The 26,333-nt window shown below is 67.7% G+C and carries 21 protein-coding genes; 9 read left to right on the top strand and 12 right to left on the bottom strand.

Features of this window, described 5'->3' with window-relative positions; all coding sequences use genetic code 11:
* Positions 1-14 precede the first annotated feature (14 nt).
* The 8 genes from ABDV78_RS02810 to ABDV78_RS02845 form a co-directional block, all read right to left on the bottom strand.
* Complete coding sequence (locus ABDV78_RS02810; RefSeq protein WP_343525668.1) at positions 15-881, bottom strand: XrtA system polysaccharide deacetylase; 867 nt, start codon at positions 879-881, stop codon at positions 15-17.
* Entirely contained in the window at positions 871-2,292 is a 1,422-nt protein-coding gene (locus tag ABDV78_RS02815; RefSeq protein ID WP_343525724.1) for an AAA family ATPase, read from the bottom strand. The genes ABDV78_RS02810 and ABDV78_RS02815 overlap by 11 nt, the downstream gene beginning before the upstream one ends.
* Positions 2,293-2,311: 19 nt before the next feature.
* Complete coding sequence (locus ABDV78_RS02820; protein WP_343525669.1) at positions 2,312-4,018, bottom strand: hypothetical protein; 1,707 nt, start codon at positions 4,016-4,018, stop codon at positions 2,312-2,314.
* Positions 4,015-5,070, bottom strand: a complete 1,056-nt coding sequence (locus ABDV78_RS02825) for an AAA family ATPase (protein ID WP_343525670.1) — start codon at positions 5,068-5,070, stop codon at positions 4,015-4,017. Before ABDV78_RS02825 ends, ABDV78_RS02820 begins: the two co-directional genes overlap by 4 nt.
* Complete coding sequence (locus tag ABDV78_RS02830; protein WP_343525671.1) at positions 5,067-6,575, bottom strand: XrtA system polysaccharide chain length determinant; 1,509 nt, start codon at positions 6,573-6,575, stop codon at positions 5,067-5,069. The genes ABDV78_RS02825 and ABDV78_RS02830 overlap by 4 nt, the downstream gene beginning before the upstream one ends.
* A gap of 14 nt (positions 6,576-6,589) precedes the next feature.
* A complete protein-coding gene (locus ABDV78_RS02835; RefSeq protein ID WP_343525672.1) occupies positions 6,590-7,228 on the bottom strand; it encodes an XrtA/PEP-CTERM system exopolysaccharide export protein in 639 nt (212 codons plus the stop codon).
* 101 nt (positions 7,229-7,329) lie between these two features.
* Positions 7,330-8,556, bottom strand: coding sequence for a pyridoxal-dependent decarboxylase, exosortase A system-associated (locus ABDV78_RS02840; RefSeq protein WP_343525673.1), 1,227 nt, complete (start codon positions 8,554-8,556; stop codon positions 7,330-7,332).
* The gene (locus ABDV78_RS02845) at positions 8,553-10,040 is read right to left on the bottom strand and encodes an AMP-binding protein (protein ID WP_343525674.1); all 1,488 of its coding nucleotides are present in this window, start codon (positions 10,038-10,040) and stop codon (positions 8,553-8,555) included. The genes ABDV78_RS02840 and ABDV78_RS02845 overlap by 4 nt, the downstream gene beginning before the upstream one ends.
* Positions 10,041-10,141: 101 nt before the next feature.
* Here ABDV78_RS02845 and ABDV78_RS02850 point away from each other — a divergent pair, with 101 nt between their 5' ends.
* From ABDV78_RS02850 to ABDV78_RS02870, 5 genes are all read left to right on the top strand, one after another.
* Positions 10,142-10,438, top strand: coding sequence for an acyl carrier protein (locus ABDV78_RS02850; RefSeq protein WP_343525676.1), 297 nt, complete (start codon positions 10,142-10,144; stop codon positions 10,436-10,438).
* Positions 10,435-11,130 carry a hypothetical protein gene (locus ABDV78_RS02855; protein ID WP_343525677.1) on the top strand — a complete coding sequence of 232 codons (696 nt, stop codon included), beginning with the start codon at positions 10,435-10,437 and terminating at the stop codon, positions 11,128-11,130. The genes ABDV78_RS02850 and ABDV78_RS02855 overlap by 4 nt, the downstream gene beginning before the upstream one ends.
* The gene (locus ABDV78_RS02860; protein ID WP_343525679.1) at positions 11,118-11,942 is read left to right on the top strand and encodes a hydrolase 1, exosortase A system-associated; all 825 of its coding nucleotides are present in this window, start codon (positions 11,118-11,120) and stop codon (positions 11,940-11,942) included. The genes ABDV78_RS02855 and ABDV78_RS02860 overlap by 13 nt, the downstream gene beginning before the upstream one ends.
* A 75-nt stretch (positions 11,943-12,017) precedes the next feature.
* Complete coding sequence (locus ABDV78_RS02865) at positions 12,018-12,875, top strand: glucose 1-dehydrogenase (protein ID WP_343525680.1); 858 nt, start codon at positions 12,018-12,020, stop codon at positions 12,873-12,875.
* Between the two features lie 262 nt (positions 12,876-13,137).
* On the top strand, positions 13,138-14,397 hold the full coding sequence (locus tag ABDV78_RS02870; protein WP_343525681.1) for a M20/M25/M40 family metallo-hydrolase: 1,260 nt from the start codon (positions 13,138-13,140) through the stop codon (positions 14,395-14,397).
* 106 nt (positions 14,398-14,503) lie between these two features.
* Here ABDV78_RS02870 and ABDV78_RS02875 read toward each other — a convergent pair whose 3' ends face one another.
* Together ABDV78_RS02875 and ABDV78_RS02880 are read right to left on the bottom strand one after the other, a co-directional pair.
* Positions 14,504-15,541: an RcnB family protein gene (locus ABDV78_RS02875; protein ID WP_343525682.1), complete on the bottom strand. Its 1,038-nt coding sequence runs from the start codon at positions 15,539-15,541 to the stop codon at positions 14,504-14,506.
* Positions 15,542-15,670: 129 nt separating this feature from the next.
* Entirely contained in the window at positions 15,671-16,165 is a 495-nt protein-coding gene (locus tag ABDV78_RS02880) for a GAF domain-containing protein (RefSeq protein ID WP_343525683.1), read from the bottom strand.
* 155 nt (positions 16,166-16,320) lie between these two features.
* Between ABDV78_RS02880 and ABDV78_RS02885 the strand changes: the two genes are divergently transcribed.
* Genes ABDV78_RS02885 through ABDV78_RS02895 form a run of 3 tightly spaced genes read left to right on the top strand, consistent with a single transcriptional unit; the run spans position 16,321 to position 18,784 of the window.
* Positions 16,321-17,211: a 2-dehydro-3-deoxygalactonokinase gene (locus tag ABDV78_RS02885; RefSeq protein WP_343525725.1), complete on the top strand. Its 891-nt coding sequence runs from the start codon at positions 16,321-16,323 to the stop codon at positions 17,209-17,211.
* A complete protein-coding gene (locus ABDV78_RS02890) occupies positions 17,208-17,837 on the top strand; it encodes a 2-dehydro-3-deoxy-6-phosphogalactonate aldolase (RefSeq protein WP_343525684.1) in 630 nt (209 codons plus the stop codon). Before ABDV78_RS02885 ends, ABDV78_RS02890 begins: the two co-directional genes overlap by 4 nt.
* A gap of 5 nt (positions 17,838-17,842) precedes the next feature.
* On the top strand, positions 17,843-18,784 hold the full coding sequence (locus ABDV78_RS02895) for a Gfo/Idh/MocA family oxidoreductase (protein ID WP_343525685.1): 942 nt from the start codon (positions 17,843-17,845) through the stop codon (positions 18,782-18,784).
* Positions 18,785-18,938: 154 nt separating this feature from the next.
* On the opposite strand, the gene ABDV78_RS02900 is transcribed toward ABDV78_RS02895, so the two are convergent.
* Entirely contained in the window at positions 18,939-22,001 is a 3,063-nt protein-coding gene (locus ABDV78_RS02900; RefSeq protein ID WP_343525686.1) for a TonB-dependent receptor, read from the bottom strand.
* 414 nt (positions 22,002-22,415) lie between these two features.
* Between ABDV78_RS02900 and ABDV78_RS02905 the strand changes: the two genes are divergently transcribed.
* Positions 22,416-23,396: a N(4)-(beta-N-acetylglucosaminyl)-L-asparaginase gene (locus tag ABDV78_RS02905; RefSeq protein ID WP_343525687.1), complete on the top strand. Its 981-nt coding sequence runs from the start codon at positions 22,416-22,418 to the stop codon at positions 23,394-23,396.
* Between the two features lie 130 nt (positions 23,397-23,526).
* On the opposite strand, the gene mprF is transcribed toward ABDV78_RS02905, so the two are convergent.
* Entirely contained in the window at positions 23,527-26,124 is a 2,598-nt protein-coding gene (mprF, locus tag ABDV78_RS02910) for a bifunctional lysylphosphatidylglycerol flippase/synthetase MprF (protein WP_343525688.1), read from the bottom strand.
* Between the last annotated feature and the right edge of the window lie 209 nt (positions 26,125-26,333).

The following is a 26,333-nucleotide window of genomic DNA, read 5'->3' on the forward strand; positions in this document are numbered from 1 at the left end:
CGGCGACGGGCCGGTCACGCCAGCCGCGCCGCTTCCTCGGCCGCAAGCTGGTCGACCCGTCCCCAGTCATGCCGTGCGAGCAGTCCGCGCAGCTTGCCCGCCATCGCGTCCAAGCGGCTGTAATGCCGGACACGCGAGCGGAGCGGGGCATGGGCCACACGCGGCTGGTCGGGATCGACCTCCCAGGGGTGGAAATAGAAGATCGCGCCGTGCGCATCCCGATTGACCTGGCCCACCGCCAAATCGGTCAGCTTGGCCGGCAGCATGCGAAAAAAACCGCCCCCCGTCGCCAGCCGCCTTCCGCCCCACTGGGCGACGGTCACCGGCAATTCGACCAGATCGCCATCGGCCAGCGGCCGCCAGGCATAACGCGGCGATCCGGCCCAGCCATAATGATCATGGCGCAACGGGGCGACACTGGACGAATAGGAATAGCCCGCCTCGGCCAGCACCGAATGCGCCCAGGGGGTACGACTGTCGATCGAAAAGCTCGGCGCGCGGTATCCGGTGACGGCCTGCCCGCCCGCATCCTCGATCGCCGCCCTGGCCCGGGCGAGATCGGCGCGGAACTGGTCGGCAGTCATGGTGAAGACGCGCTGATGGTCCCAGCCATGGCTGGCCATCTCATGCCCGGCATCCACGATGCGGCGGATCAGCGCGGGATGACGATGCGCCACCCAGCCCAGCGTGAAAAAGGTCGCACGCACCCCCGTTTCGGCGAACAGTGCGAGCACGGCGTCGGTATTGGCCTCGACACGGCTTTCCAGCCTGTCCCAGTCGGCCTTGTCGATCGTCCGTTCGAACGCGCCGACCTGAAACCATTCCTCGACATCGACCGACATGGCATTGGTCGGCCGCGCCTTCACGCCCTCAGGCGGCATGGCCCCAGGCTCCCGGACGGATGGTCGACGGGCCTTCGCGACGGGGCTCGCTGCGATTGTCGATCTCGGCCCAGTCGACCAACAGCGTCAGCACGCGGCGAAGCGCGGCCTCCTGCTGCTCCAGCCGGGCCTCGAGCTGGGCCACACGGTCTTCCAACGCCGCGATATCCGCCGGCTTGCTGGTGCGTTCCGGTTCAGGCGCAGGCGCAGGCGTAGGAGCCGCCTCGGGAACCGGCCGGGGTTCCGGGATGGGACGAAGCGAGACGGGTTCGGGCGCGGGCGGCGGGGCGACGACACGGTGTGCGCCGCGCTGCGCCGCTTCGCCATCGGGCATGATGCGGGTTCGGACGATCGGGTCCGGGACATGAATGGCCTCGGCGGGTGGATGGTCATTGGCGGACAGCCCGGCACGCCGCGTCTCGACGGGCGCGGCGCCGGCCCGCCCGATCCCGTTCAGGCTGCCCGCCCCGAAGACCAAAGGATCGAAGGCACGCGATGGGACCGGCATCGGCCCGGTCGCGATGATGGGGTCGGCCGTCTGCGGACCAGATGCGGCAGCCGGTGCCGAAGTCGGCGCGTCGCCCCCCATGTCGCCCCCCATATCGGCAGCCATGTCGGCGGCAACCATGCCGACGAGATGATGGTCGATCAGTTCGACCCCCTCGACGGCCGCCTGCAACAGGACGCGCCCCGCCAGCACGTTCAGTCGGCGGGGAACGCCGTCCGTCGCCTCGTACAGCGCGTCGAACGCATCGGCGGCGAAATCCGGCCGGCCGGTCCAACCCGCCACCGCCAGGCGATGCGCGATATAGTCGGGGACTTCCTCGGGATCCATCGGATCGAGATGATGGATGGCGATGACCCGCTGGCGGAGCTGCTCGATGGCGGCCGAACCCAGCAGGCGCTCGCGAAACTCGGGTTGCCCGACCAGCAGGATCTGGAGCAGCGCACGCCCCCCCACCTGGAAATTGGACAACATGCGCAGTTCCTCGAGCGAGGCGAGCGGCAAAGCCTGCGACTCGTCGACGATCAGGAGGATGCGGCGCCCCTCGCGCGCGACGCCGTTCAGCGCCCGCTCGATCGCGCTCAGCAGCGCGGCCTTGGTCAGGCCGTGGCTGTCGACCCCCAACTGCCCCGCGACGACACGGAGGAGATCATGCGGCTCGATCGCGGTCGACACGATATGGATGACGCGCAACCGCCGCGTATCCAGCGTCTCGACCAGATGGCCGACCAGCGTCGTCTTGCCCGCCCCGACATCGCCGGTGATGACGATGAAGCCCTCACCCTGGGCCAGGCCATAGCCGAGATAGGCCATCGCCTTGCCATGCGTCGCGGTCTCGAACCAGAAACGCGGGTCCGGCGTCAGCTGAAACGGGCGTTCGCCCAGACCAAAATGCGTCTCGTACATCATCGTGCCTTTCGGCCGGTCAGAATTGATACCTTGCGGCGATCAGGGCCTGCGCCGAGAAGGCGTTGGTCAGGTCCCCGACCGTGAAGTGATACAATCCCACCGACGCGGTTGTTCCGAGCCGACCGAAATTGCGATAGTAACTGGCGGTCGATCCCAGCGACACCACATCCTCGGCCCCCGCCAGCCTAGAGACATAATAGTTAACGAAGCCATTCACGTTAAGCCCTGAATTCGGGCTGAACGACCGACCGAAGAAAATCTGGGCGTACCAGCTCTGATCGTCGACGCCGTAGACGATGATCCCCGGCGCCCCCTGGGGCGCGAGCAGATTCCGGCGGGAATAGCCGATCCCCAAGCCCAGGCTGGTCCGGCCGCGCACCATCGACGCCATCGCATCCACCCCGCGCGCGCGATAGACGGATGTCTGCACCGATTGCAGCGCGTCGTTCAGGCATCCGCCGGGCGCCGTGCCGTTGGCGGAAAAGACGCATCCGTTGAATTGCTGCGCGAACACGTCGCGCTCGGCGATGAAATCGGTCGGCAGGTTGGACAGGCCGTTGCGCAACTGGCGGCCAAAGGTCTGGATGCCGTCATAGACCGCCGCCTGGACCATCAGGTCCCGCGTCGCCTGATACCGTGCGAGCCCCGTCACGCTGAGCGAGCCGTAACGCTGCCCGACATGCCCCTCGACCGAGGTCCGCCGGTTGGGGCGCCAGATCACGCCCGCATCGTAATAGACGCCGTCGGTGCGATACGCGATCCGCCGCGCGCCGCCGGGGGCGGTGATGAAGCGGCCATGGGCATCGACCAGCGGTCGCCCGGCCGCGTCCACCGCCGCGTCGCGCTGGCTCGTCTCGATTCGCTCATAGCCGACGCCCGCGGTCAGCGCGACATAGGGAGAGATCGGCTTCAGCACGTCACCGCGCACGAACCAGCCCTGATAACGCTGCGCCAATTGCCCCGCATCGTCACGCTCGAACGCGGTGTTCAGCGAGAGACCGACGGGAAGGAGCGTATCCGGCCGCGTGCTGGCGCTGAAGGTCGCCATGTGGTTCCAGCTATCGCTGAAATAGTCGAGCCTGGGCTGGTTGGGTGCCAGACCGCCAAAGCCGGGCGTGTCGGCCCGGGTATAGCCCAGCCGATAGCCCGCGCCGATCTGCACCGGCCCGGCCCGCGTGGACAGCATCGGCCCGACATAGGCCGAATAGACTTGCGAGATGTTGCCGACATCGCCGACCAGCACGCCCGGCGCCGCCCCGCGAATATCGGCGCGCGACCGGGTGGCGAGTGCACCGCCATCGATCGTCAGCTCGGGCGTGATGCGATAGGCCCCACGCGCCAGCCCGCTGTGAATGTCGCCGTCGCCGGTCCGGTCGTTCCAACCGAAGCGATGCTCGTAGCGATAGCTGATCTGCCCCTCGGCCCGCGCGGTCCGCACCTGCGCGTTCACCCCGGCCGCGAGATTGGTATAGGTCACCACGTCGCCGCGATTGAGGTCGGCGGTGAGCAACTGCCCCAGCTCGATATAGGGCGTCACATAGGCACGCGGTCCGCTGGCGGGCGCCGGGGCCGCGGTCGGGGCATCGGATACGGATGTCGCCGCCCTGTCCGGCACCCCCGACGCATTGCCCGCCAGCGCGCCGTCCCGGCTCTGGGCGCAGAGCGGCGCGGGGCACGCCAGCGCCCCAAACAAGGCAATCAGGACCGGCGCACGCGGCGTCATCCCCGCGCCCCGCCCTGCCCGTAATGCCCATAATAGCCGAAGCGGCGACTGCCGGGCACGAAGGCGACACTGTTGAGGACAAGCTGGATACTATCGCACGCGTCGAGCAGCGCGACGGCGGCCGACACATCGCTTTCGGGGGTCCGATCGGCGCGAACGACCATCATCACCTGTCCCGCCAGCATCGCCAGCACCGAGGCGGGGGATGCCGCCAGCGCGGGCGGCGAATCGAAAATGACCAGGCGGCGCGGATTGGCCGACAACAGACGCTGAAGGACGTGGCGGGTCCGCACCGAGGCGAGCAATTCGGTATCGCTGGCGGTTCGCGTCCCGCACGGCAGGACCGACAGATGCGGGACGTCGGTGCGGATCACCAGATCCTCGACATCGATGCTGCTGTCGTCCAGCGCATCGAGCAAACCCGGCCCCTCGGCCAGACCCAGGCGGCCGAGCACATCAGGCTTGGCCACATCGGCGTCGACCAGCAGTACCTCGGTATCGCGTTCGGCGGCCAGCGACAGCGCCAGATTGACCGCGCAGAAGGTCTTGCCGTCCTGCGGCCGCGCCGAACAGATCAGGACGACCCGCGCCACGTCGCCATCGCCGCTCTCGACCAGCCGCTGGCTGGTGACGATGAGCTGGCGTTTGACCAGCCGGAACTCCTCGGCCAGCGGGCCGACCGGCGCGCCGGGGACGATCATGCCGTTTTCCGCCAGCATCGCGCGGTCGACGCGTGCGAGGTCGCTGAACCCCGGATCATATTCGCTGGCCAGGAACTCCTCATCGTCCGGCCCGGCCAGGAATTCCGGCGGGATCGCGCTGAGCGTCGGGGGAATGTCGGCGGCGGGAGCGGGAGCCGGGACGGCCTCGACCGGCCCTGCGGATGGCGGTGGCGCAACGTGAGCCACATCGGCAAACGGCGGCACGGCGCGCGCGGGATCCTCCGCCGCATCGGGTCCGCGGACATAGGACTGAAAGTCATAGACGGTCGCCGCGCGTTCCAGCAGCGACGGTTCCCGGCGGGGTCTGGTTGGTTTCAAGGGTTTGCTCACGCCGCCAATCCCCGCTGCAATAGCTCGATTGCCATCACCATCCCATAGGCCGCACCAAGGGCCGCCGTCCCACCAAGGAACAATTTCATGCGCTTAGCGCGCGTGGCGGCCTGGGTGCGTGTCACCACTTCGCCGATCGCGCCGATCACCGGCATGCCCATGGTACGCTGCAAGGCCTGGGGGGTGGTGAAGGTCTGACGCAGCTTGGACAAGGCGAAGGCACTGCCGACGCCCAGCCCCAGCCCCGTGACGAACACCACGGTGAGCAGCAGAATACGGTTCGGCGCGGTGGGCGCACGGGGATAGGTCGGCGGATCGATCAGCGAGAAGCGCATCGAATCCGTCTGGTTCTGCGCCTGACCGCGCAACGCCACCTGTTCGCGCTGGCGCAGCAACTGGTCGTAACTGTCCTTGAGCACCTGATAATCGCGGTCGATCGCACCCTGCTCGGCCGCCGCCTCGGGATCGGTGGCCAGGCTGGCGTTCAGCCGGTCGAGATCGTTCTGCAACTGCGCCTTGCGCATCTTCAGGCTGGCGAGCTGCGCCTGTTTTTCAGCGGCCATCGACTGGAGCGACATGTAGAGCGGATTGGCCTGCCCCCCCGCCCCGCCGCCCGCCGGTTCGGCCTTGGCGGCGGCCTGTGCGGCAACGAGCTGGTTCTTCAGGGCGATCACGTCTGGGTGATTGTCGGTATAGCCCCGCGCCCTGGCATCGGCGAGCTGTCCCTGGATCGTCATCAGCCGCACCCGGGCAGGCCCGGCGACGCCGCCGCCCTCGCCCACCGTGCGCGGCGTGCCCGCCAACTGCCCCTGCACCGCCGCCACGCTCGACTGGGCGGCGGCCAGATCGCTGTCGACCTGCGCCATCTGCGACCGGGCCAGTCCGATCCGGTCCGCGACCGATCCGCTGCCCGGCAGGCCGCCCATGAACTGATTCTGGTACTGGGCCCGCTTGGTTTCCGCGATCTGGAGCTGTTTCTGCCGTTCGTTCAACTGCTTGTCGAGAAAGGCGAGGCTCTGGTTGGTGCTGTTGCGATCGCCGACCAGATTGGATTCGACGAAAATGTCGATCAGCTTCTGCGCCACCTGCTGCGCCAGCTTGGGGCTGGGCTGGGTGACGGTCAACTGGAAGATCATATCCTGCTGGTTCTCGATCTTGATCGCCTTCGCCAGGGCGGAGACGCGCGCGGCGACATCCGCATCGCTCGACACCGTGTTGGCCAGGTCGGTGCCGCGCACCACCTTTTGCAGGTTGATCGCGGAGATCAGCGTCTGGCGGACCTGGTCGATCGATCCCATCTGGCTGGCCTGGGTCGTTGCGATACCATCGGGCAGGAGTTGCGAATTCTGGACCGCGATCCGCGCCCGGCTCTCATAACGGCTGGGGATTTGCGAGACGAACAGCCAGCCCGCAATGCACACGGCCCATGCGACGCCCAGCGCCAGCCAGCGCCGGGTCCATATCGCATGGATCGCAATGCGGATTTCGTCCTGGATATTCGACATGCGGGGCGGCGACCTTAGAACATCGACTCGGGGATGATGATCACGTCGCCCGGTTCCAGCCGAACGTTCGCGCTCGAATCGCCCTTGCGGAGCAAATCGTTGATCTGCAGCGCATATTCGCGCTGCTTGCCGGTCTCTCGGTCGGTCCGCACAAGCTTGGCCTTGTTGCCCGCCGCGAACTGGTTCAACCCGCCGACCGCGATCATCGCGTCGAGCAGCGTCATGTTGGCGCGGTACGGGATGCTGGCGGGCCGCTCGGTCGCGCCGACGATGCGCACCTGCTGACTATAGGTGCCGGAGAAATTCTCCACGATCACCGACACGATCGGGTTGGAGACATATTCCGACAATGCCTTCTTCAGATCGTCCTGCAGCATCGCGGGCGTCTTGCCGACGGCGGGCATATCGTTGACCAGCGGCGTGGTGATACGCCCATCGGGGCGCACCTGGACCTTGGTGGACAGTTCGGGATTGCGCCAGACGAAGATATTGAGCTGGTCGAGCGGCCCGATGACATATTCCTCGCCCGGCTGCTCCTTGCGCGCGACATAGCCCGCCGAGGGCAGTTCCGGCCTGCCGCGATTCGTCGAACAGGCGCTCAGCGTCGAGGCGGCCAAACCTGCGAACAAGAGGGGGCGGGCGAAGGATGCCATGCGAACGAGTCTCCAGAACCTCCTGTTCCGACGGGACAAGCCGAACGAACAAAAGGCAATTGCGCGAAGATCGCTATGCCCCCCAAGTGGTGAACATAGCGTTATTCAGGCGGACCGGAGCCCAGGACCTCGTCGGCCGGGCCATGACCCAGAAATGCCGAAGGGCTGGCGGTCGCGCCGTAGGCTCCCGCCAGGAAGATCGCGACCACGTCGCCGATGCGGGCGGGCGGCAATCCGACCCGGTCGCCCAGCCGGTCGAGCGGCGTGCAGAGCGGCCCAACCACCGACACGGTCCCACTCACCGCCGCGCCCATCGCGCGAGCCAGCGCCAGTGGATAGTTGCGCCGCACCACGGTCCCGAAATTGCCGCTGGCCGCCAGTTGATGGTTGAGGCCGCCGTCGAGGATCAGGAACTGCTCGCCGCCGCTTTCCTTGATATCGACGACATTCGCGAGATAGACGCCCGCCTCCGCCACCAGCCAGCGGCCGAGTTCGATCGCGAAGCGGCTGTCCTTCAGGATCGCGGGCCGTTCGGCGAGGGTGGCCTCCAGCGCAACGCCGACACGCTCCAGGTCCAGCGATACGTCCCCGGCGAAATAGGGTATGCCGAACCCACCGCCCAGATTGACCAGCGGTGGCGCCTGCCCCGCCTCTTCGGCCAGCCGCGCGGCGAGCGCGACGGTCGCGGCCTGCGTGTCGATGATCGCCTGGGGGTCGAGCGCCTGGCTGCCCGCATAGATGTGGAAGCCGCGCCAGTCGGCCCTCGCCGCGACCAGATGGCGGACCAGCGCGGGCACCCGGCCCGCATCGATCCCGAAGGGCGATGGCCGTCCGCCCATCTTCATCCCCGATCCGCGCAACTCGACATCCGGGTTGACCCGCACGGCCAGGCGCGGCGTCACCCCCAGCCCGGCGGCGATCGATAGCGCACGCTCCGCCTCACCCTCCGACTCCAGGTTGATCGTGATCCCGGCGGTCAGTGCGGCGGTCAGTTCCGCATCGCGCTTGCCGGGGCCGGCGAAGCTGACCGGACGGCCGAGCCCCCGGACCTTCGCCAATTCCCCGGCCGAGGCGACATCGAAGCCGTCCACCATCTCCGCCATCGCGGCGAGCAGGGGCGGAAAGGGATTGGCCTTGATCGCATAATGCAGGTCGATCGATGGGAACGCCGCGCGGAACCGGGCCACCCGCGCCGCGACGATGGCCGGATCATAGACGAAGAGCGGCCCCTCGCGCTCGGCTATCCAGTCCCGTGCGCTCCGCCCGGCGATCGTCAGTTCGCCCTGTTGGGCGGCGAATTCGGGCGGGATCGGCCCCATCGGCTTCATGGTCGCATATCCTTGTCGGCCGCCCGGCGCAGCGCGGCGCGGTCCAGCTTGCCATTGGCGTTGCGCGGCAGTTCGTCGTGCCACGCGATCGCGGCGGGTTGCATGAAATTGGGCAGGTCGCGCTTCAACCGCGCGCGCAAGGCCGGTTCGGCCGCCGGATCGCCCGCCAGGATCAGCAGGATCGCCTGCCCCTGTGCCTCGTCGGCGATGCCGATCGCCACCGCCTCGCGCGCTTCGCCCCCTGCCAGCGCGGCCTCCTCGACCTCTTGCGGGCTGATCCGGTTGCCGGCCACCTTGATCATCTCGTCATCGCGGCCGACGAAGCGGAGCAGCCCGTCAGCGCCCTCGACCACCGTGTCGCCCGACCAGACCGCGCGGGGGTGGCCCGGCGCGGGGCGGAAACGCTGCGCCGTCCGCTCTGCATCGCGCCAATAGCCTTGCGCGACGAGGGGCCCGACATGGACCAGTTCGCCGGGCTCGCCCGGTTCGGCGGGGGTGCCGTCGGGGCGCAGCACCATGACCTCGGCAAAGGGAATGGCACGGCCGATCGCATCCGGGTGCGTGTCGATCAGGGCGGGGTCGAGATAGGTCGAACGGAATGCCTCGGTCAGACCATACATGGCGTAGAGATCGGCGGCCGGAAACCGTTCGCGCAAGCCCCGCACCAGTCGCGGGGTCAGCGCGCCACCCGAGTTGGTCAGCCGCCGGATCGGCGCGACGGCCTCGTCCGGCCAGTCGATCGACAGGAGCTGCGTCCAGAGCGGCGGCACACCGGCCAGCGTCGTCGCGCCATGCCGCGCCACCGCCTTCACCACGTCACGCGGGGCCAGATAGTCGAGCGGTGCGACCGCCGCCCCCGCCGCCCATGTCGAGAAAAGCTGGTTCTGCCCATAATCGAAACTGAAGGGCAGCACGCCCAGCACGCGGTCGTCGGGCGCCAGCCGCAGATAGTCCGCGACCGCGATCGCCCCGAACCACAGATTGGCATGGGACAACATCACCCCCTTGGGCCGCCCGGTCGACCCCGAGGTATAGAGGATCGCGGCCAGCATGTCGGGATCGGCGCAGGATCGCGGCAGGGCGTCACCTTGCCCCGCCTCGGTCATCACCAAAACGCCAGGCGGCACGTCCCCCTCCTCCAGCGTGGCGGCGCGGGGGGCCTGGGTCAGCAGCATCGCCGCGCCGCTATCGGCTAGGATATGCGCGACCTGCGCCCGCTTGAGCAGCGGATTGACCGGCACATGGGCCAGCCCGGCGCGCGGCGCGGCGAGCGGCATCAACGCCGCCTCGCGCGTCTTGGGCAGCCATGTCGCCACCCGCGATCCCGGCGCGAAACCCTGCGCCGCCAGCCATCCCGCCAACCGCGCGACCGCCTCCTCCACCTGTGCGAAGTCCAGCGCCTGTTCGCGCCCGATCAGCGCGGGCGCGTCCCCGACTCCACGCAGGACATGGTCGATGGGCAGCGCGACGGGATCAAGAGTCATCGCGCCATCTACAGCGCCCGGTGCACCAAAGTCGAGCAGCGTGCCCCTCTGCCCGACGCCTCCGGTTGCCCAACGCGGTTCGCCGCACTAACGCTATATTCATGCAAACAACAGGGCGACAGGGATTGGACCTCCAGGCGACCAAGGAAGTGGAAGCGACGGTGCGCGGCGTATTGGCCGATGTGCTGGGGCTGTCGCCCGAGCGCGTGGCGGGCTTCGAGGCCAACACCCCGTTATTCGGCGCGCTGCCCGAGCTGGATTCGATGGCGGTGGCAGGTGTCCTGACCGAGCTGGAGGATCGCCTGGGCATCCTGATCGAGGATGACGAGGTGGACGGCGAGATGCTGGAGAGTTTCGGCAGCCTGGTCGCCTTCGCCAGCGCCAAGGCGCCCGCTTGATCGACTATTATGACTGGCCCGGCGGGCGCGAGGCGATGTTGCGCTTCGGCCCTGCCCAGGGGCCGGTTGTGCTGGTCGCGCTCCCCTTCTGGGAGGAAGCGAACCGGACGCGCGCCCTCATGGTCGCGGTGCTGCGGCATCTGGCCGATCGCGGCATCGGCGGCGCGCTGCCCGACTGGCCGGGTACGGGCGAGAGCCTGGTCGCCACCGAACAGGCCAGCATCCTGCAATGGCGCGACGCCCATCAGGCGGCGGCGGAGGCTTTGGGCGACCGCCCCTGCTATGGCGTATCGATCCGGGGCGGCGCGCTGATCGACGGTTTCGCGCTGCTGTCCGGTCGCTGGCATCTGGCCCCGATGACGGGCGAAGCGGTGTTGCGCGACGTCATCCGCCTGCGCGCGGCCGGGGGGCTGCGCGGCGACCGTCACGGCCTGTTCGGCGCCGAGTCGCCGGTGCAGATCGCGGGCAACCGTGTGTCTCCGCATTTCCTGGCCGGGCTTGCCGGGGCCGAGCCCTATGACCAGCCGGGTGTCGCGCGCCGGGTCGTACGGCTGGGCCATGACCGCGCCCCCGCCGACCGGACCATCGACGCCGTGCCCCCCTGGCGTCGCGCCGAGCCGCAAGACGATCCGAATCTCGCCGCGCTGCTGGCCGCGGACATCGCCGAATGGATCGCATCATGCGAAGGCTGATTTCCTTTCCCTGCGACGACACGCTGCTAGTCGGCACGCTGGACGAGGGCATGTCGGATACCGGCCTGCTGATCGTATCCGGCGGGAACGAACTCCGCATGGGCGCGCACCGGGGGCAGGCCATGCTCGCCGCGCGGATCGCGGCGCGGGGCTATCCCGTCTTGCGCTTCGACCGGCGTGGAGTGGGCGACAGCGAGGGCTCGAATGGCGGCTGGGAAACGAGCGGCCCCGACATCGCCGCCGCCGTCGCCGCCTTCGCGCAGGCCGCGTCCTTGGGCCGGATCATCGGCTTCGGCAATTGCGATGCCGCCGCCGCGCTTGCCCTGTTCGGGCGCGCGGCCGGGCTGGACGGCGTGCTGCTCTCCAATCCGTGGCTTGCGGAGGAGCCCGATCCCCTACCCCCCGCCGCCGCGATCCGCCGCCATTATGCGCGCAAGCTGCTGAATCCGGGTGAGTGGCTTCGCCTCGCACGCGGTGCGGTCGATCTGGGCAAGGTGCGCCAGGGCCTGACCAAGATCGCCACCGCCCCCCCTGCCCTGGGCGAGACCGCCGCGCCGTTGCTCGACGCGATCGACGATTGGGGCAGGGAAGCCGGGATCATCGTCGCGCGCGGCGATGCGACCGGGGTGGCGTTCCGCGCAGCAGCACGAGGACGCCCCTTCGCGATCCAGACCATCGCGACGGATTCGCACAGCTATGCCGATGCGATGGAGGATTTGGAGCGCGCGATCCTCGATCGGCTGGCCGCAGCGCGATCGGACGGGGCGAGCGTCTTGCACGGCGGCGTGCGGGAACCCCGAAATACCGATTAATACTCTTTAAGATAAAGCTTTTCTTTGGAACGCCTCCCCGCCCCGGCCATTGGACCGGCCGAGGAGAGACGGTCCATGAACGAACGCCCCACCCCACCCCAGCCCGAACAGCAGCAGGACATGCCCGGCGAGACCGAGGCGATGTCCCCCCGCCCCGATCATGGCGAGCATAGCTATGTCGGCCATGGCAAGCTGACCGACAGGAAGGCGATCATCACCGGCGCGGACAGCGGCATCGGCCGCGCGGTCGCCATCGCCTTTGCCCGCGAAGGTGCCGATGTGGTCATCTCCTATCTGTCCGAAGACAAGGACGCCGCCGAAACCCAGCGGCTGGTCGAGCAGGCGGGACGCCAGGCCCTGCTGATCCCCGGCGATGTCAGCGATCCGGTGCATTGCCGCACCATCGTCGAACGGACGGTCCAGACCTTCGGCAGGGTCGATATCCTGGTCAACAACGCCGCGCATCAGGCAAGCTTCCAGGCGATCGAGGATATCAGCGACGAGGAATGGGACATGACCTTCGCCACCAACATCCATGCGATGTTCTACCTGGCGAAGGCCGCAGTGCCGCACATGGGCGAAGGCGCGTCGATCATCAACACGACGTCGATCAATGCCGACAAGCCCAACCAGCAACTGCTCGCCTATGCGACGACCAAAGGCGCGATCCACAATTTCACGGCGGGTCTTGCCCAGATGCTGGCCGAACGGAAAATCCGCGTGAACGCGGTGGCGCCCGGTCCGGTCTGGACCCCGCTGATCCCCTCCACCATGCCACCCGAAGCGGTGAAGAGCTTCGGCGAGCAGACGCCGATGGGCCGGGCGGCACAGCCCGCCGAACTGGCCCCGCCCTATGTCCTGCTGGCGAGCGACGAGGCCAGCTACATCAGTGGCGCGACCATTGCCGTTACCGGCGGCACTCCCTTCCTCTGATCCCGACCGACGCGAGGCCCGCCATCCATTGTCATGACAAGCACCCGCAATATCCCGTCCGGGCCGGCAGCCCGGACCCGCTGTTCGCGCGCAGGCTGCAACAGCCGGTCAACGGCGTGAAGGCGGATATCCGCACCTACACGCAATGGGACGATCGCGCGCCTCTCCCACCGAGGGGGCGCGCCAGGCGGACGGGCCGGGGCATGTATCGCCGTGAAATCCGCCACTTGCCTCGCCCTTTCCGCTCCGCCAGTCTGGCGTGATGATCCTTCCGCTTCTCCTTGCCGCCACGACGCCCGTCGCCGCGCCCTCCCCCGCCCGGCTGAAGGCCGATGTCGAGGCCCTGGTCGGCTTCGGCACCCGCCACACCCTGTCGACCACCAGCGATCCCAAGCGCGGGATCGGCGCCGCCCGCGACTGGGCGGCCCAGCAGTTCGAGACGATCGCGCAAGCGTGCAACGGCTGCATCAGCGTCGAGCGGATCAACCGCCGCTTCACCGGGCCGCGCGCGCCGAACGGAGTGATGGTCGAGGATGTGCTGGGTATCCAGCCCGGACGCGATCCGTCCCGCGTGGTCATCGTCGGCGCGCATATCGACAGCCGCGTCACCGACGTCATGGACGCAACCTCCGACGCGCCGGGGGCCAATGACGACGCCTCGGGCGTGGCGCTGGTGCTGGAGGCCGCGCGGCACCTGTCGAAGCAGCAATATGACGCCACCATCGTCTATGCGATCTTCTCTGGAGAGGAACAGGGGCTGTGGGGCGCGACCCTGCTCGCCGACACTGCCAAGGCACGAAACTGGCGCGTCTCGGCGATGCTCAACAACGATATCGTCGGCAATACGCTGGGCCAGGGCGGTGTGCGCGAGGCGCGCTGGGTCCGCGTCTTTTCCGAAGGCATCCGCGCATCGGAAGACCTGCCCCAGCAGATGCAGCGGCGCGGCAATGGCGGCGAGGATGACGGCCCCAGCCGCGCGCTCGCCAAGACGATCCATGGCATCGCCGGCAAGCTGGGCGGGCTGGACGTCTTCGTCGATCGGCGGCCGGACCGCTTCGGGCGCGGCGGCGATCATGAGCCGTTCCTGAAACTCGGCTATCCCGCCGTCCGCTTCTCGGTCGCGAACGAGGATTGGGACGCACAGCACCAGGATCTCCGCAAGGAAGGCAATGTCGCCTATGGCGACACGATCGACAAGATGGACTTTCCCTATCTGGCGAAGGTGACGGCGATCAACATCGCTACGCTCGCGCGGCTCGCCGCCGCCCCGGCCGCGCCCGAAAAGGTGACGATCAGCGGCGCCCTGTCGCGCGACACGCAGGTCGGATGGGCCGCCGTGCCGGGCGCGGTCCGTTATCGCATCCACTGGCGACGGAACGATTCGGCCGACTGGACCCAGTCGCGCGACGTGACCGAGACCAAGGCCGTGCTCACCCAGGTCCCGGTCGACGATCATTTCATCGGCGTGTCGGCGATCGCTGCGGACGGCGCGGAAAGCCTGATCACCTTTGGCGGGCGGTGACGCGTAGCGGCCGGTTAATGGGATGCCGCTCCGCGGGAGTAGCGGAACGGCATCCCGAACTCCGACCCGGCGTCTCTCGGGTCGAAATCCCCCCTGGGGGAAGGCGTCAGCGACGAACCAGCTTGCTACGAACCCTATGGCCTCTCGCGCGGGACGGCGCGGTGCGCACGATTTCGGTCGTGGTCGTCGTTGATGTGGTGATAACCGGAGCTCCTTGTACCACAACTGTCGTCACGGTGGGAGCGGGATAATAATAGCCACCGTCATAATAACCTGACGAACCAGAGGCAAGCGTGCCGACGGTGGTCGTGGTGGTCACGGTGGTTCCATCCCGCGTGACGATGCGCCGTCCCATGGCCGGTGGTGGCGGTGGCGGCGCATAGGCATCGGGATAGCCATAATCGGGACGACCATAATCCCTGCGGCCATAATCGTCCTGGCCCGGCGGCATGTGCCGGCGTCGATCCTCGGCCCGGTCGATGGCATAGCCCGCCGCCGCCCCGACTCCCGCGCCGATCAGCGTACCGCCCAGCCGATTGCCGCGCCCGGCGATCAGGTTGCCCGCGACACCCCCCGCAACGGCCCCGATCGCGGCACCGCCCAGCCCCGTATCCCCGCGGCCATCGCCCCGGATCGACGGCGGGCGCGGCGGATAGGCCCCGGCATAAGCGGGCGCGCCCAGTCCGTCCCAATCGATCCCATCGACACTGTCATAGACCGCACCACGCTGGTCGATCAGGACCGCGTCGTCATAATAGCGCGTCCAGTGATAGCCGACCGGCGGCTGCGGCAGCGAATAGACCGCCCAGTCCGACACGCCGAAGCGCGGGCTGTTCCAATAGGCGGGCAAGACCATGCCGCGCTCCGGCCGCCGATAGGTGCGCCAGCCGCCGGGTGCGTTGGCCCCGCCCCACCAACGACCGCCGACCTTGCTGCCCCAACGATCGCGAGGGCTTCCCGCGCCGGGCTGGATCGGCAGGCTGCTGGTCGTCGTGACCACCGGCTGCGGCACCGGGGTCGGTGCGGGATCGAAACCGGGGCGGGGATAGCTTGCCCCCGCTTGCGCGGCACGTGCCTGAGCGAGGGCCGGGCCATTCAGGCCAAGCGCGATGCAAAGAGCGACAAGAGGTGACTGGATACGCATGGCCTGACAAAATTCCCTGTTTTCAAGGCATCGACGCCCCCCAAAACGTCGAAGTTGCAACAAGCCATGATATCAGCGCCGCCCCCATGTCGATAGCATGAGGCGCCGTCCCGAATCGGATCAGGCGTGTCAGTCGCCCATTGCCGCCAATCGCGGGGCGAGCAGCGTCATCAACGCCTCGCATCCCGCCTGGTCCTCCGCATCGAAACGCCCGGGCGCGGGGCTGTCGAGGTCGAGCACACCGATCACCCGCCCCTCGCACAGGATCGGCACCACCAGTTCCGACCGGCTGGCGGCGTCGCAGGCGATATGGCCGGGGAACGCATGGACATCGTCGACAAGCTGGGTTTCCGCCGTGGCGACGGCGGTGCCGCAGACGCCCCTGCCGACAGGAATACGGATGCAGGCGGCCTTGCCCTGGAACGGACCAAGCACCAGTTCGCCGCCCACCATGCGATAGAAGCCCGCCCAGTTCAGATCGGGCAGATATTGCCAGATCAGCGCAGAGGCGTTGGCCATGTTGGCGACCGCATCCGGCTCTCCCCCGGTCAGCGCATCGAGCGCGGCGTGGAGATCATGGTAAAGCTCGGCCTTCGTTCCGGCGGTGATGTCGAACTGATACATGCGGGACAATGTAAACCGCTGCGTACGCTTCGTCATCCCCCCGCCCGGACCGCCGCTCCATCCCTCGACCAGATCCAACGGAGTCGCGCTTGCACCCCTGATTTTATTGTCCTACAAATCGTCTTAGAAAAATTCGAGGAGAGGCCGTGCCCATCGTGCCATCAGACGTGACGCCTGCCTATATCGCGATCGACTGGGGCACGACCAATCGCCGAATCCATGTCATCGCCGCCGATGGACTGGCGATGGAGACGGTGCGCGACGATCGCGGTGTGCTGGCGATGCGGTCGGACGACTATCCCGCCGAGATCGCCGCGATCCGTACGCGATTCGGCGACCTGCCGGTCATCGCGGCCGGAATGGTGGGCTCGACCCGGGGCTGGCGTGAAGCCGCCTATGTCCCGGCCCCCGCCGATCTCGCCATGCTCGCCCGGGCCGCGACGCGGATCGAGGATCAGGATGTCGTCATCGTCCCCGGCGTCTCGCTGCTGACTGACCGCCGCGCCGATGTGATGCGCGGCGAAGAGGTTCAGGTGCTGGGCGCGATCGCGGCCGGCCTCGCCCCCGACGATGCGCTGTTCGCCCAGCCGGGGACGCACAACAAATGGGTGCGGACCGAAGGCGCCCGGATCACCGATTTCGCCACGACGATGACCGGCGAGCTGTTCGCGCTGGTCAAGGGGCATGGCATCCTCGCGGGGATGCTCGACGGTCCGGTGGCGGATGGCCCTGCCTTTCGCGACGGCCTGGCACGCGGCAGCGGGGCGTGCGACCTGACGGCGGCGCTGTTCGGGGTGCGCGCCTCGGTCCTGCTCGGTCGGATCGCGCCCCAGGATGCCGCCGCCTATGCCAGCGGGCTGCTGATCGGCTCCGACATCGGCGCGGTGCCCGACATCGATGGCCGGCCCGTCCATCTCCTGTCGAGCGGCCTGCTCGCCGACCTCTATGCGATCGGCATCGAGATGCGCGGCGGTTCGGTCGTGGCGCTCGACAGCCAGGCCGCCTTTCTTGCCGGACTTCACGCCTTTCGGGAGCATGTGTCATGACCGACCCCGCCCAGACCTTCGCCAGGGCCTTTGCCGCCTGCCCCCTCGTCGCGATCCTGCGCGGCCTGACACCCGCCGAGGCGATCCCCGTCGCCGATGCGCTGGTGGAAGCAGGCTTCACCCTGATCGAGGTACCGCTCAACTCGCCCGATCCCTATGACAGCATCGCCGCCATCGCGGCCCATGTCGGGGACAAGGCGATCGTCGGTGCGGGCACCGTGCTGACCACCGATCAGGTCGACCGGGTCAAGGCGGCGGGTGGCAGCCTGATCGTCTCGCCCAACACTGATACGCAGGTGATCGCGCACAGCGTGGCGCAGGGTCTCATCTCGCTGCCCGGCTATTTCACCCCGTCCGAGGCATTCGCCGCGTTGAAGGCGGGCGCGCATGGCCTGAAGCTGTTCCCGGCGGAAGGCGCCTCCCCCACCTTCCTGAAGGCGCAGCGCGCCGTCCTGCCGCGCGACGTGGCGGTGCTGGCGGTCGGCGGCATCACCCCCGACAATATGGCCGAATGGCGCGCGCATGGCGCGGACGGGTTCGGCCTGGGATCCAACCTCTATCGCGCGGGCAAGCCGGCGGCGGATGTCGCCGCGTCGGCGCGCGCTTATGTCGAAAAGGCAAGCTGATAACGATGACCGACACGATCCGTCTCGCGCTGGTCGGCATGGGCAAGATCGCCCATGACCAGCATGTCCCGGCCATCGCGGGCAACCCGGCATTCGAGCTGGTCGCGACCGTCAGCCGTTCGGCCAACGGGGTCGATGGCGTGCCGCATTTTCATGACATCGAGGAACTCGCCAACAGCGATGTTACGGTCGATGCGGTGGCACTGTGCACGCCGCCGCAGGTGCGCCACGCCATCGCCGCCGCCGCGCTGGCGAACAACTGGCATGTCTTCCTTGAAAAGCCGCCGGGCGCGACGCTGGCCGAAGTGGCGGTGCTGGAGGAGCTGGCGAGCAAGGCGAACGTGACCCTCTTCGCCAGTTGGCATTCGCGCTATGCGCTGGGCGTCGAGCCCGCGCGCGAATGGCTGTCGAGCCGCCGCGTCACCTCCGCCGCGATCACCTGGCGCGAGGATGTCCGGCAATGGCATCCGGGCCAGGCCTGGATCTGGGAAGCGGGCGGCTTCGGCGTGTTCGATCCGGGCATCAACGCATTGTCGATCGCGACGCATATCCTCCCCGCCCCCTTCTTCATCGAGCGGGCGACGCTGGACTTTCCCGCCAATCGCGACGCACCGATCGCCGCCGATGTCGCGTTCCGCACGACCGACGGCACCCCGGTCACGCTCGATCTCGACTGGCGACAGGAAGGCCATCAAAGCTGGGACATCGTGGTCGAGACGACCGACGGGACGCTGAAGCTTGCCGAGGGCGGTGCGGTGCTGACCCTGCCCGACGGCTCGACCCCGCACCGGGAGGAAGGGCTGCACGGCGAGTATCCGGGCCTGTACGCCCGCTTCGCCGACCTGGTGAAGGGCGGCCGCTCGGACGTCGACATCGCCCCGCTCCGCCACGTCGCCGACGCCTTCATGCGCGGCAAGCGGCGTGAGGTCGAGGACTTCGTGGAATAGGCCTTCGCCCCCTCCCCGCCCCGTTTGACCGAAGCCACGGGCCGAACGGGCCGGGAATGCCAGACACAAAAAGAAAGGCCGGTTGTCCGTGGGGACGACCGGCCTTTTCAGTTGGGGATTGGCGGGATACCGAGGCACCCCGCCGGGGGAAGGGTCAGAAGTTGATCGTCGTTCCGATCGCAATGTTCCGACCCAGGGAGTCGTAACGCTGCGGAATGGTATTGGTGCGCGCCAGGCTGATATTGTACGAGTCCGGCACGATCGGGGCGGCCTTGTCGAACAGGTTGTTCGCGATCAGGCGCAGCGAGAACTGCTTGGCGATCGCGAAGTTGAACGCCAGATCGAAATAGTTGGCCGGCGCGACGCGGTAGTAATTGGTCAGCGCGCGCTCCGGCGTGCCGCCGATCGCCGAATCACCCGAATTGTTGGCGTTGGTCAGCGAGCCGACATAACGCCAGTTGAACGACGCACTGAACTTCTTGTCGATCGTGGTGTAGGTCGTGCGCAGGCCATGGCTCCATTTGGGGATCAACTGGCCACAGCCATTGCCATAATAACCCGCGCAGTTGCGTTCGGGCTGGAGCGGCGAGTCCTGGCCACCGGCGGCGGTGGTCAGCGAGCCGTTGAAGCCGAAGTCCAGGCGACCGATCGATTCCAGGGTCAACGCATATTGCGCCTGGAAGTCCCAGCCCTGCGCGATCGAGGTGAAGTAGTTGGTCGTGCCCTGGCGGATATAGCCGCCGTTGAACAACTGGCCGGTGGTCGGGTTGCGGACGATGCCCTGGCAGAAGAACTGGTCGCCGCCCGAACGCAGACAGCCATCGGTGTAATAGCTGTAGTCGTTATAGCCGAGCGAGTTGTTGATCTTGATCCGATAGCGATCGACCGAGAAGACCAGCCCCTTGATGAAGCGCGGCTTCACCACCAGGCCATAGGTCTGGGTATAGGCGGTTTCCGGGTCGGCGGTGAAGCCGCCGGAACGCACCGCACACGCGCTGCTGCCATTGGGCGTGCTGCCGTTGCTGCACAACAGGCTCTGGCTGCCGTACAGGGCGTCCGACAGGCCGGTCGCGCGGCAGACCTCACGCGACGCGATCGGCGCGCCATAGGTGACGCCATTGGCGCCAGTGGTGACGGTCGGGGCGCAGAAGTCGGCGAACGTGCCGGAACCGCCCGCCACCATCTCGACATTGCTCGCCTGGCGGATCTCGACCACCGTCGGCGCGCGCTGAGCCTTGTTGAACGAGGCGCGGAAGGTCAGGTCGCTGACCGGGGCATAGACACCCTCGATCTTCCACGTGTTGAACGACTTCGGGTTGCTGCTGTACTTGGAGACGCGGTAGCCGCCATTGACCTGCACCAGTTCGGCGAACGGCTTGTGCTCGACCAGCGGCGCCTGAACCTCGATATTGGCTTCCACCACATCCTGGCTGAGATCGGTGTCGGTGCCGCCCAGTGCGCTGCGATAGGCGCTGTCGGCCCGCGACTTCAGCGTATCCTTGCGATATTCGGTGCCCAGCGCGATCGCCAGGCCCTGTTCGGCGAAGGGCGAGGTGATGCCATAGCTGGTCAGGTCGCCGGTGACGTTGGCCTGGACGTCATACAGCGTGCCGGTCGTGGCCGAGGTGCCGGTCCCGAACAGATAGTTGATCAGCGCCGGATTGGTGTTGCCCGCGCTGAAGATATCGAAGGGGACGCAGCCCGCCGCGCCGCTGGCGCAGATCGGATTGGCCGCCGTGCCGCCGACGTTCACCGCATTCTGCAGATTGCCGGGGATGCGGAAGCTGGGCGTATAGTCCTGATGGTTGCGGGCATAGACGCCACCGACATCATAGGTCCAGGCATCGCCCACCTTGCCACGGACGCCGCCGGTCAGGCGGACGCCGGTGTTGATGAAGGTGTCGGGACGGTCGTTATTCTCGCCCAGGCGATAGGCGAGCGTGACCGGCACGCTGGTCACCCCGGTGCCGCACCCGATCGCGGTCGCCTGCGTCCCCGACAGATAGGGGTTGCTGCAATTGACGTTGACGGTGCCGCTCGCGATCGTCGGATAGTTGGTGTACGACTTGTCGCGGAACCAGATGCCCGAGGCATAGAGTTCGGCTTCCGGCGCGAGGTCGAGCGTGGCGAAGCCGCCCGCATTCACCCGCTCCGACGGACGCTGATAGGCATAGCCGCTGAAATAGTTGGACGCATTGCCCTGCCCCGCGCCGAACGGCACAAAGCTGCGCGTGCCATCCGGGTTGTTGACATATTGCGCGCCCGCGTTCGGGCCCGATTGCGGCGTGATGAGGCCGCTGGTCGAGCTGCTCGGCGTCAGGCCGCACGATAGAGGGCCGTTGAGCTGCAACTGGGTGAGGTAGCAGCCCGCGTTCGAGCGCGAGGTCAGCGGAATCTCGTTGGTCTGGCGATAATTGACGAAGCCGCTGACATGCAGCTTGTCGTCAAGCAGCTTGGTGCCCGCGGTCAGCGTCAGGTCGGCGCGGCCGCCGTCATTGGTCAGGCCATGCGCGCTGCCGAAGCCGGCGGCCCGCGCCAGCGGCGACACGATCGTGTCCTTGTTGTAATGGTTGAAGAAATTATAGTTGGCGTCGAGCTGAACGCCCTCGAAATCCTTGCGCAGGACGAAGTTGACGACGCCCGCGACCGCGTCCGAGCCATAGACCGACGAGGCGCCGCCGGTCAGCACGTCGACGCGCTGCAACAGCGAGGTCGGGATGATGCCCACGTCCTGGCCGTTCTGGGTACCCAGACGCTTGCCGTCGATCAGGACCAGCGTGCGCTCGAAGCCCAGGCTGCGCAGCTTGATGCGCTGGCGACCATCGGAGTCGTTATAGGTCTGCTGGCTGTCGGGTGCGACCTGCGGCAGGCGGTTGAGCACGTCCTCGACATTGACCGCCGCCTGCGCCTGAATGTCCTGGCGGGTGACCGAGGTGATCGGCGCGGCGGAGGCGAGGTTGGGACGGGTGATCCGTGTGCCGGTCACGACGACATCGCCGCTGCTCGACGCCTGCGGAGTGCCGGTGATGGCGGCGGAACGGGTGGCGGCCGCATCGGCGCTGATCGATCCCGGGTCGCGACCATCGGCCTGGGCGGCATCCTGGGTCGCGGTCGATCCGGCCTGCTGCGCGAAGGCGGGGGCGGCGACCATCGTCGCTGCGGCGGACACCGTCGCGGCGGTCAGGGCCAACCACGATGCGGACTGCTGGATTCTCATACATCTCCCCTTGGCCCAAATCTGATTTCCTGTTGGGCACGCGGGGAAAAACAAACATTTTATGATATCTGGTCAATACCTAAAGCATACCTATATGGTTCCGAAGCCCCCATTCCGCCCCCACTGTAACCGTAAAGACACAATTTAAAACGATTACAGAAACTTATGTTATGATTCCTTCATCTTCCCAATAACCCATAAGAACCCATAAGGGCCGGACCATCCGATCGGACCGATCCGGCCACCCTGATCTGGCATTATTGGTTACACATAGGTCATGAAGACGGGCTTGCGGAGCGGCGCTTCCCTCCGCACAATCGGCCCCAGGAAACGCCCGAGCGGCATGGGCGGGGGAGCGAGTGCATGAATGAGGGACGACGCGCTTTTCTGGGCGGGATGACCACGCTTTCGGCTATGGGCACGGGATTGGCCGCCGCGCCGATGCGCGTCTTCGCACAGGCCGCCGCACCGCGTGCGACGATCCTGTCCACCTGGGATTTCGGCGCGCCCGCCAATGACGCCGCCTTCGCGGCGGGCCGGGCGGGCGGATCGCTGATCGACATGGTCGAGGCGGGCGTGAAGGTGCCGGAGGCCGATCCCAACAATCACTCGGTGGGTTATGGCGGGTATCCCGACCGCGACGGCCATGTGACGCTGGACGCGGTGATCATGGACGATGCGGGTGGCGTCGGCGCGGTCGCCGCGCTGGAGGATACGGTCCATGCCATTTCGGTCGCCCGCGCGGTGATGGAGCATACACCCCATACCTTCCTGGTCGGCGAAGGGGCGACCCTCTTCGCGCGGGACCGCGGCTTTCCGCGCGTCAACCTGCTGACGCCGGAGGCCGAAAAGGCATGGCGCGACTGGCTGAAGACTCAGAATTACCGTCCCGTCGCCAATAGTGAGACCGGCACCTATGGCGCCGGACGGCCGGGTACGCCGGGCGGCGCGCTGGACCATGACACGATCGGAATGCTGGCGCGCGATGCGACGGGGCGGATGGCGGGGGCCTGCACGACGTCCGGCATGGCGTTCAAGATGCGTGGGCGCGTCGGCGACTCGCCGCAGGTGGGCTCCGGCCTTTATGTCGAGCGCGGCGTCGGCGGCGCCACCTCCACCGGGCTGGGCGAAGAGGTGACGCGGACGTGCGGCACCGCGCGCGTCGTCGCCTCGATGCGCCACGGCATGAGCCCACAGGCCGCCTGCGAGGAGGCGGCGAAGCATATCGCGTCCCTGCGCGGCGATGCGATCAAGGGGGTTCAGGTCGGCTTCCTCGCCATGGATCCCGGCGGCCGGATCGGGGCCTTCTGCCTGTTGCCGGGCTTTACCTATGCCGTGACGGATTCAACCGGGCGGACGCGCGTGGAAAAGGCGCCGTCGCTGTTCAAGGCCTAAGGCGTTCCTCGCTTGAAACCGGGGGACGTTGCAAAACCGTCCTCAACCATCCGAGCGAAGGCCGCGATGGTTGGGGAATGGCCGGTCGGGACTTCCAATCGCTCCGTCGGGGTGGAGCATGGGGGAAATTTCAGGCCGCCTCGCCTCCGTCGGCGATCAGCGCGTTCAGATCGCGCAGCGCCTTGACGAGGCCCAGCCCGCGCGGTCCCGCGATATAGCGCGGCGCCCATTCGGGCTGGAACTTCTCCTTATAGGCGCGCAGGCCGCGAAAGCCGTAGAAGCGCTCACCATGGCGAAAGATCAGCGCCGCCACCTTGGCCCAGGTAGGGGCCATGCGTCGCCCACCCACGCCCGACAGCGGCGCCAGCCCCAGCGCGAAGCGGCCATAGCCCTGTTCGCGTCCCCACAGCATCAGTTCGACGAACAGATAGTCCATGACCCCGCCCGGCGCATCCTCGACATGACGCATCAGGTCGACCGACAGTTCGCGCTTCTCGCCCGCCGCCCAGATATTGGCGAAGGCGACGATCCGGTCCTCCACCCACACCACGGCGCAGTCGGTCCGCGAAATATAGTCCGGGTCGAACCGTCCGAGGCTGAACCCTTTCTCGCCATGCCCCTTGGCCGCCAGCCAGTCGTCGGACACCGCCTTCAACTGCGGCAGGATCGTGGGCACCCCGGCGGCGGGGACGATCGCGAAACGGGCATTCTCGCGGGTACGGAACCTGTTGAGAGTCTGGCGCAGTCCGCGCATCCGGCCGCCGTCGAGCGAGAAGGCGCCAAGGTCGATCAGCGCCTCCTCGCCATATTTGATGATCTGAAGTCCCATCTCGATCGCGATCTCCAGCGTGTCGGGGGTGATCTGATAGAGCAGCAACCGGCCCTGGGCGGCATCCGCCATGCTCCGCAACTGCCAGAGCAGATCGGCCCAGGCCGCCCGCGGCCCCACCGGGTCGCCCATCGCGATCCAGCTCGTGCCCCGCACCTGATACATGACGAACGCATCGTCCTCGGGCGAGAAGAGGAAGCGCTTGTCGCCCAGCAGGGCCAGCGCGGCATCGGTGCGCTCGGCCTGCTCGACCACCGCGAACACCCGGTCCATCGCGGGATGGTCGGCCTCGCCCGGCGGCGCGGCGAGGAATAGCCGCCACAGCCCCGCCCCCGCCAGCATCACGGCGACGCCCAGGCTGGCGCGCAGGAAGCGCGAGGGATCGTCGGACAGCGCGAACCGCCACCACAGCGCTTCCCGATAATCGACATGCTTATAGGCGAAGAAGCCGATCCACCCGGTCCCCACGATCACCACCGTGACGCTGAACAGCCAGGCGGGCGAGAGCGGGCGGGCGACCAGCGAGGTCCGGCGGTAAAAGGCCTTATGGCTCAACTGGAGCAGCAGCGCGATGGTCAGGCAGACCAGCGCTTCTTCGTAATCGATCCCCTTGGCCAGCGAGAAGACCGCCCCGCCGACCAGCAACGCACGCGCCGCCAGGCTCGCCCCGTCGAGCCGGCGATAGAGGCCGGGCGTCAGTAGCAACAGGCCGGTGCCGACCAGGCTCGCGGCGAAATGCGACGCCTCGATGAACGGCAGGGGCACGATATGGACCAGTTCGTGCACACGTTCTGGAATGGCGGGCAGCGACCCCGACAGCAGCAGCACCGCGCCTCCCCCGAAACAGGCCGCGCTCAGCACCGTCGGCGCGATGCCGAGGAGCACCCGGCGAATATCGCGCAGCGCCCGGATCGGCCGCCGCCGCGCCTCGTCCCAGGCGAGAAGGGCGATGCCCAGTGCCAGCGGCAACAGATAATAAAGGACGCGATAGGCGATCAGCGCGGCGAACAGCTCGGTCCGGTTGGCAGGCACCGTCGCCAGCACCACCGCCTCGAACACGCCGATCCCGCCGGGGACATGACTGACCAGCGCGACGATCAACGCCAGCGCATAGGCCAGGACGAAGGCGGGCAGCAGGGCGGGCGATGCGCCCGGCAACAGCACGAACAGCGCGGTGCTGGCGCAGGCCAGGTCCAGCGTCGCGATACCGATCTGCGCCAGGGCCTGCCCCGGCGTGGGCAGCGGCACGCTCCAGGCGCGCCATCCGACCCGCTGCCCCGGCCGAAGCGCGCACAACAGGATCAGCAGCACCGTCGCCGCCACCACGGCCGCCCCCAGCCAGCGGACCAGGGTCTGATCCAGCACCAGCGCGTCGAGGGTGATCGGCCCCTGATGGACGAGCAAACCCAGTCCGGTGACGCTGAACACCCCGAACCAGAAGGTCGCGCTGGCGATCGCGATGACGCGCGCGATATCGGGACCGTCGAGCCCGGCGGCGGCATAGACGCGGTAGCGCGCCGATCCGCCGGTCAGCAGCGCCAGCCCCAGATTATGACTGAGCGTATAGCTGGTGAAGCTGGCCATCGCCGCCGTCCGCCAGCGCTTCGGCTGGCCGATCACGCGCAGCGCGATGACGTCGTAGAAGGTCAATGCGATATAGCTGGCGATCGTCAACGCCACCGACAAAGCGATCTGCGGCGGATCGATCGCGTAAAAGGCCGATCGCACGTCCGCCAGCCGGATCTGGCGGGTCAGGTGATGCAGCGCCGACAGGCCGAGGCCGACCAGCAACACGATCGCCGCCGCCGCCAGATAGCCGCGCCGCGCCTGTGCCCAGGCGATCGCCGCATCCCATCTCGCGGTCCATGTGCCGGACCTGTCCGCGCCGTCCTTCACCACCTGCCCCTCACCGCGACCGCCATGGGCGGACCTCCGCCATTCCCCCGATCGCCTCCCCCTGTCGTCAACGCGCGGCCCACTTTCTCATCACCTGTCCATCCCCAGGCGTTGGCGCGGGGCATAGAATGATCCCCGCCATGTTCGGCTTACGGTCGCATGACAAGTGCGTCATGCGTCACGCGCCGCCTGAATGACAGAAGCGTCATGTG

The sequence above is a fragment of the Sphingomonas sp. genome (genome assembly GCF_039594485.1).
Taxonomy (GTDB): Bacteria; Pseudomonadota; Alphaproteobacteria; order Sphingomonadales; family Sphingomonadaceae; genus Sphingomonas.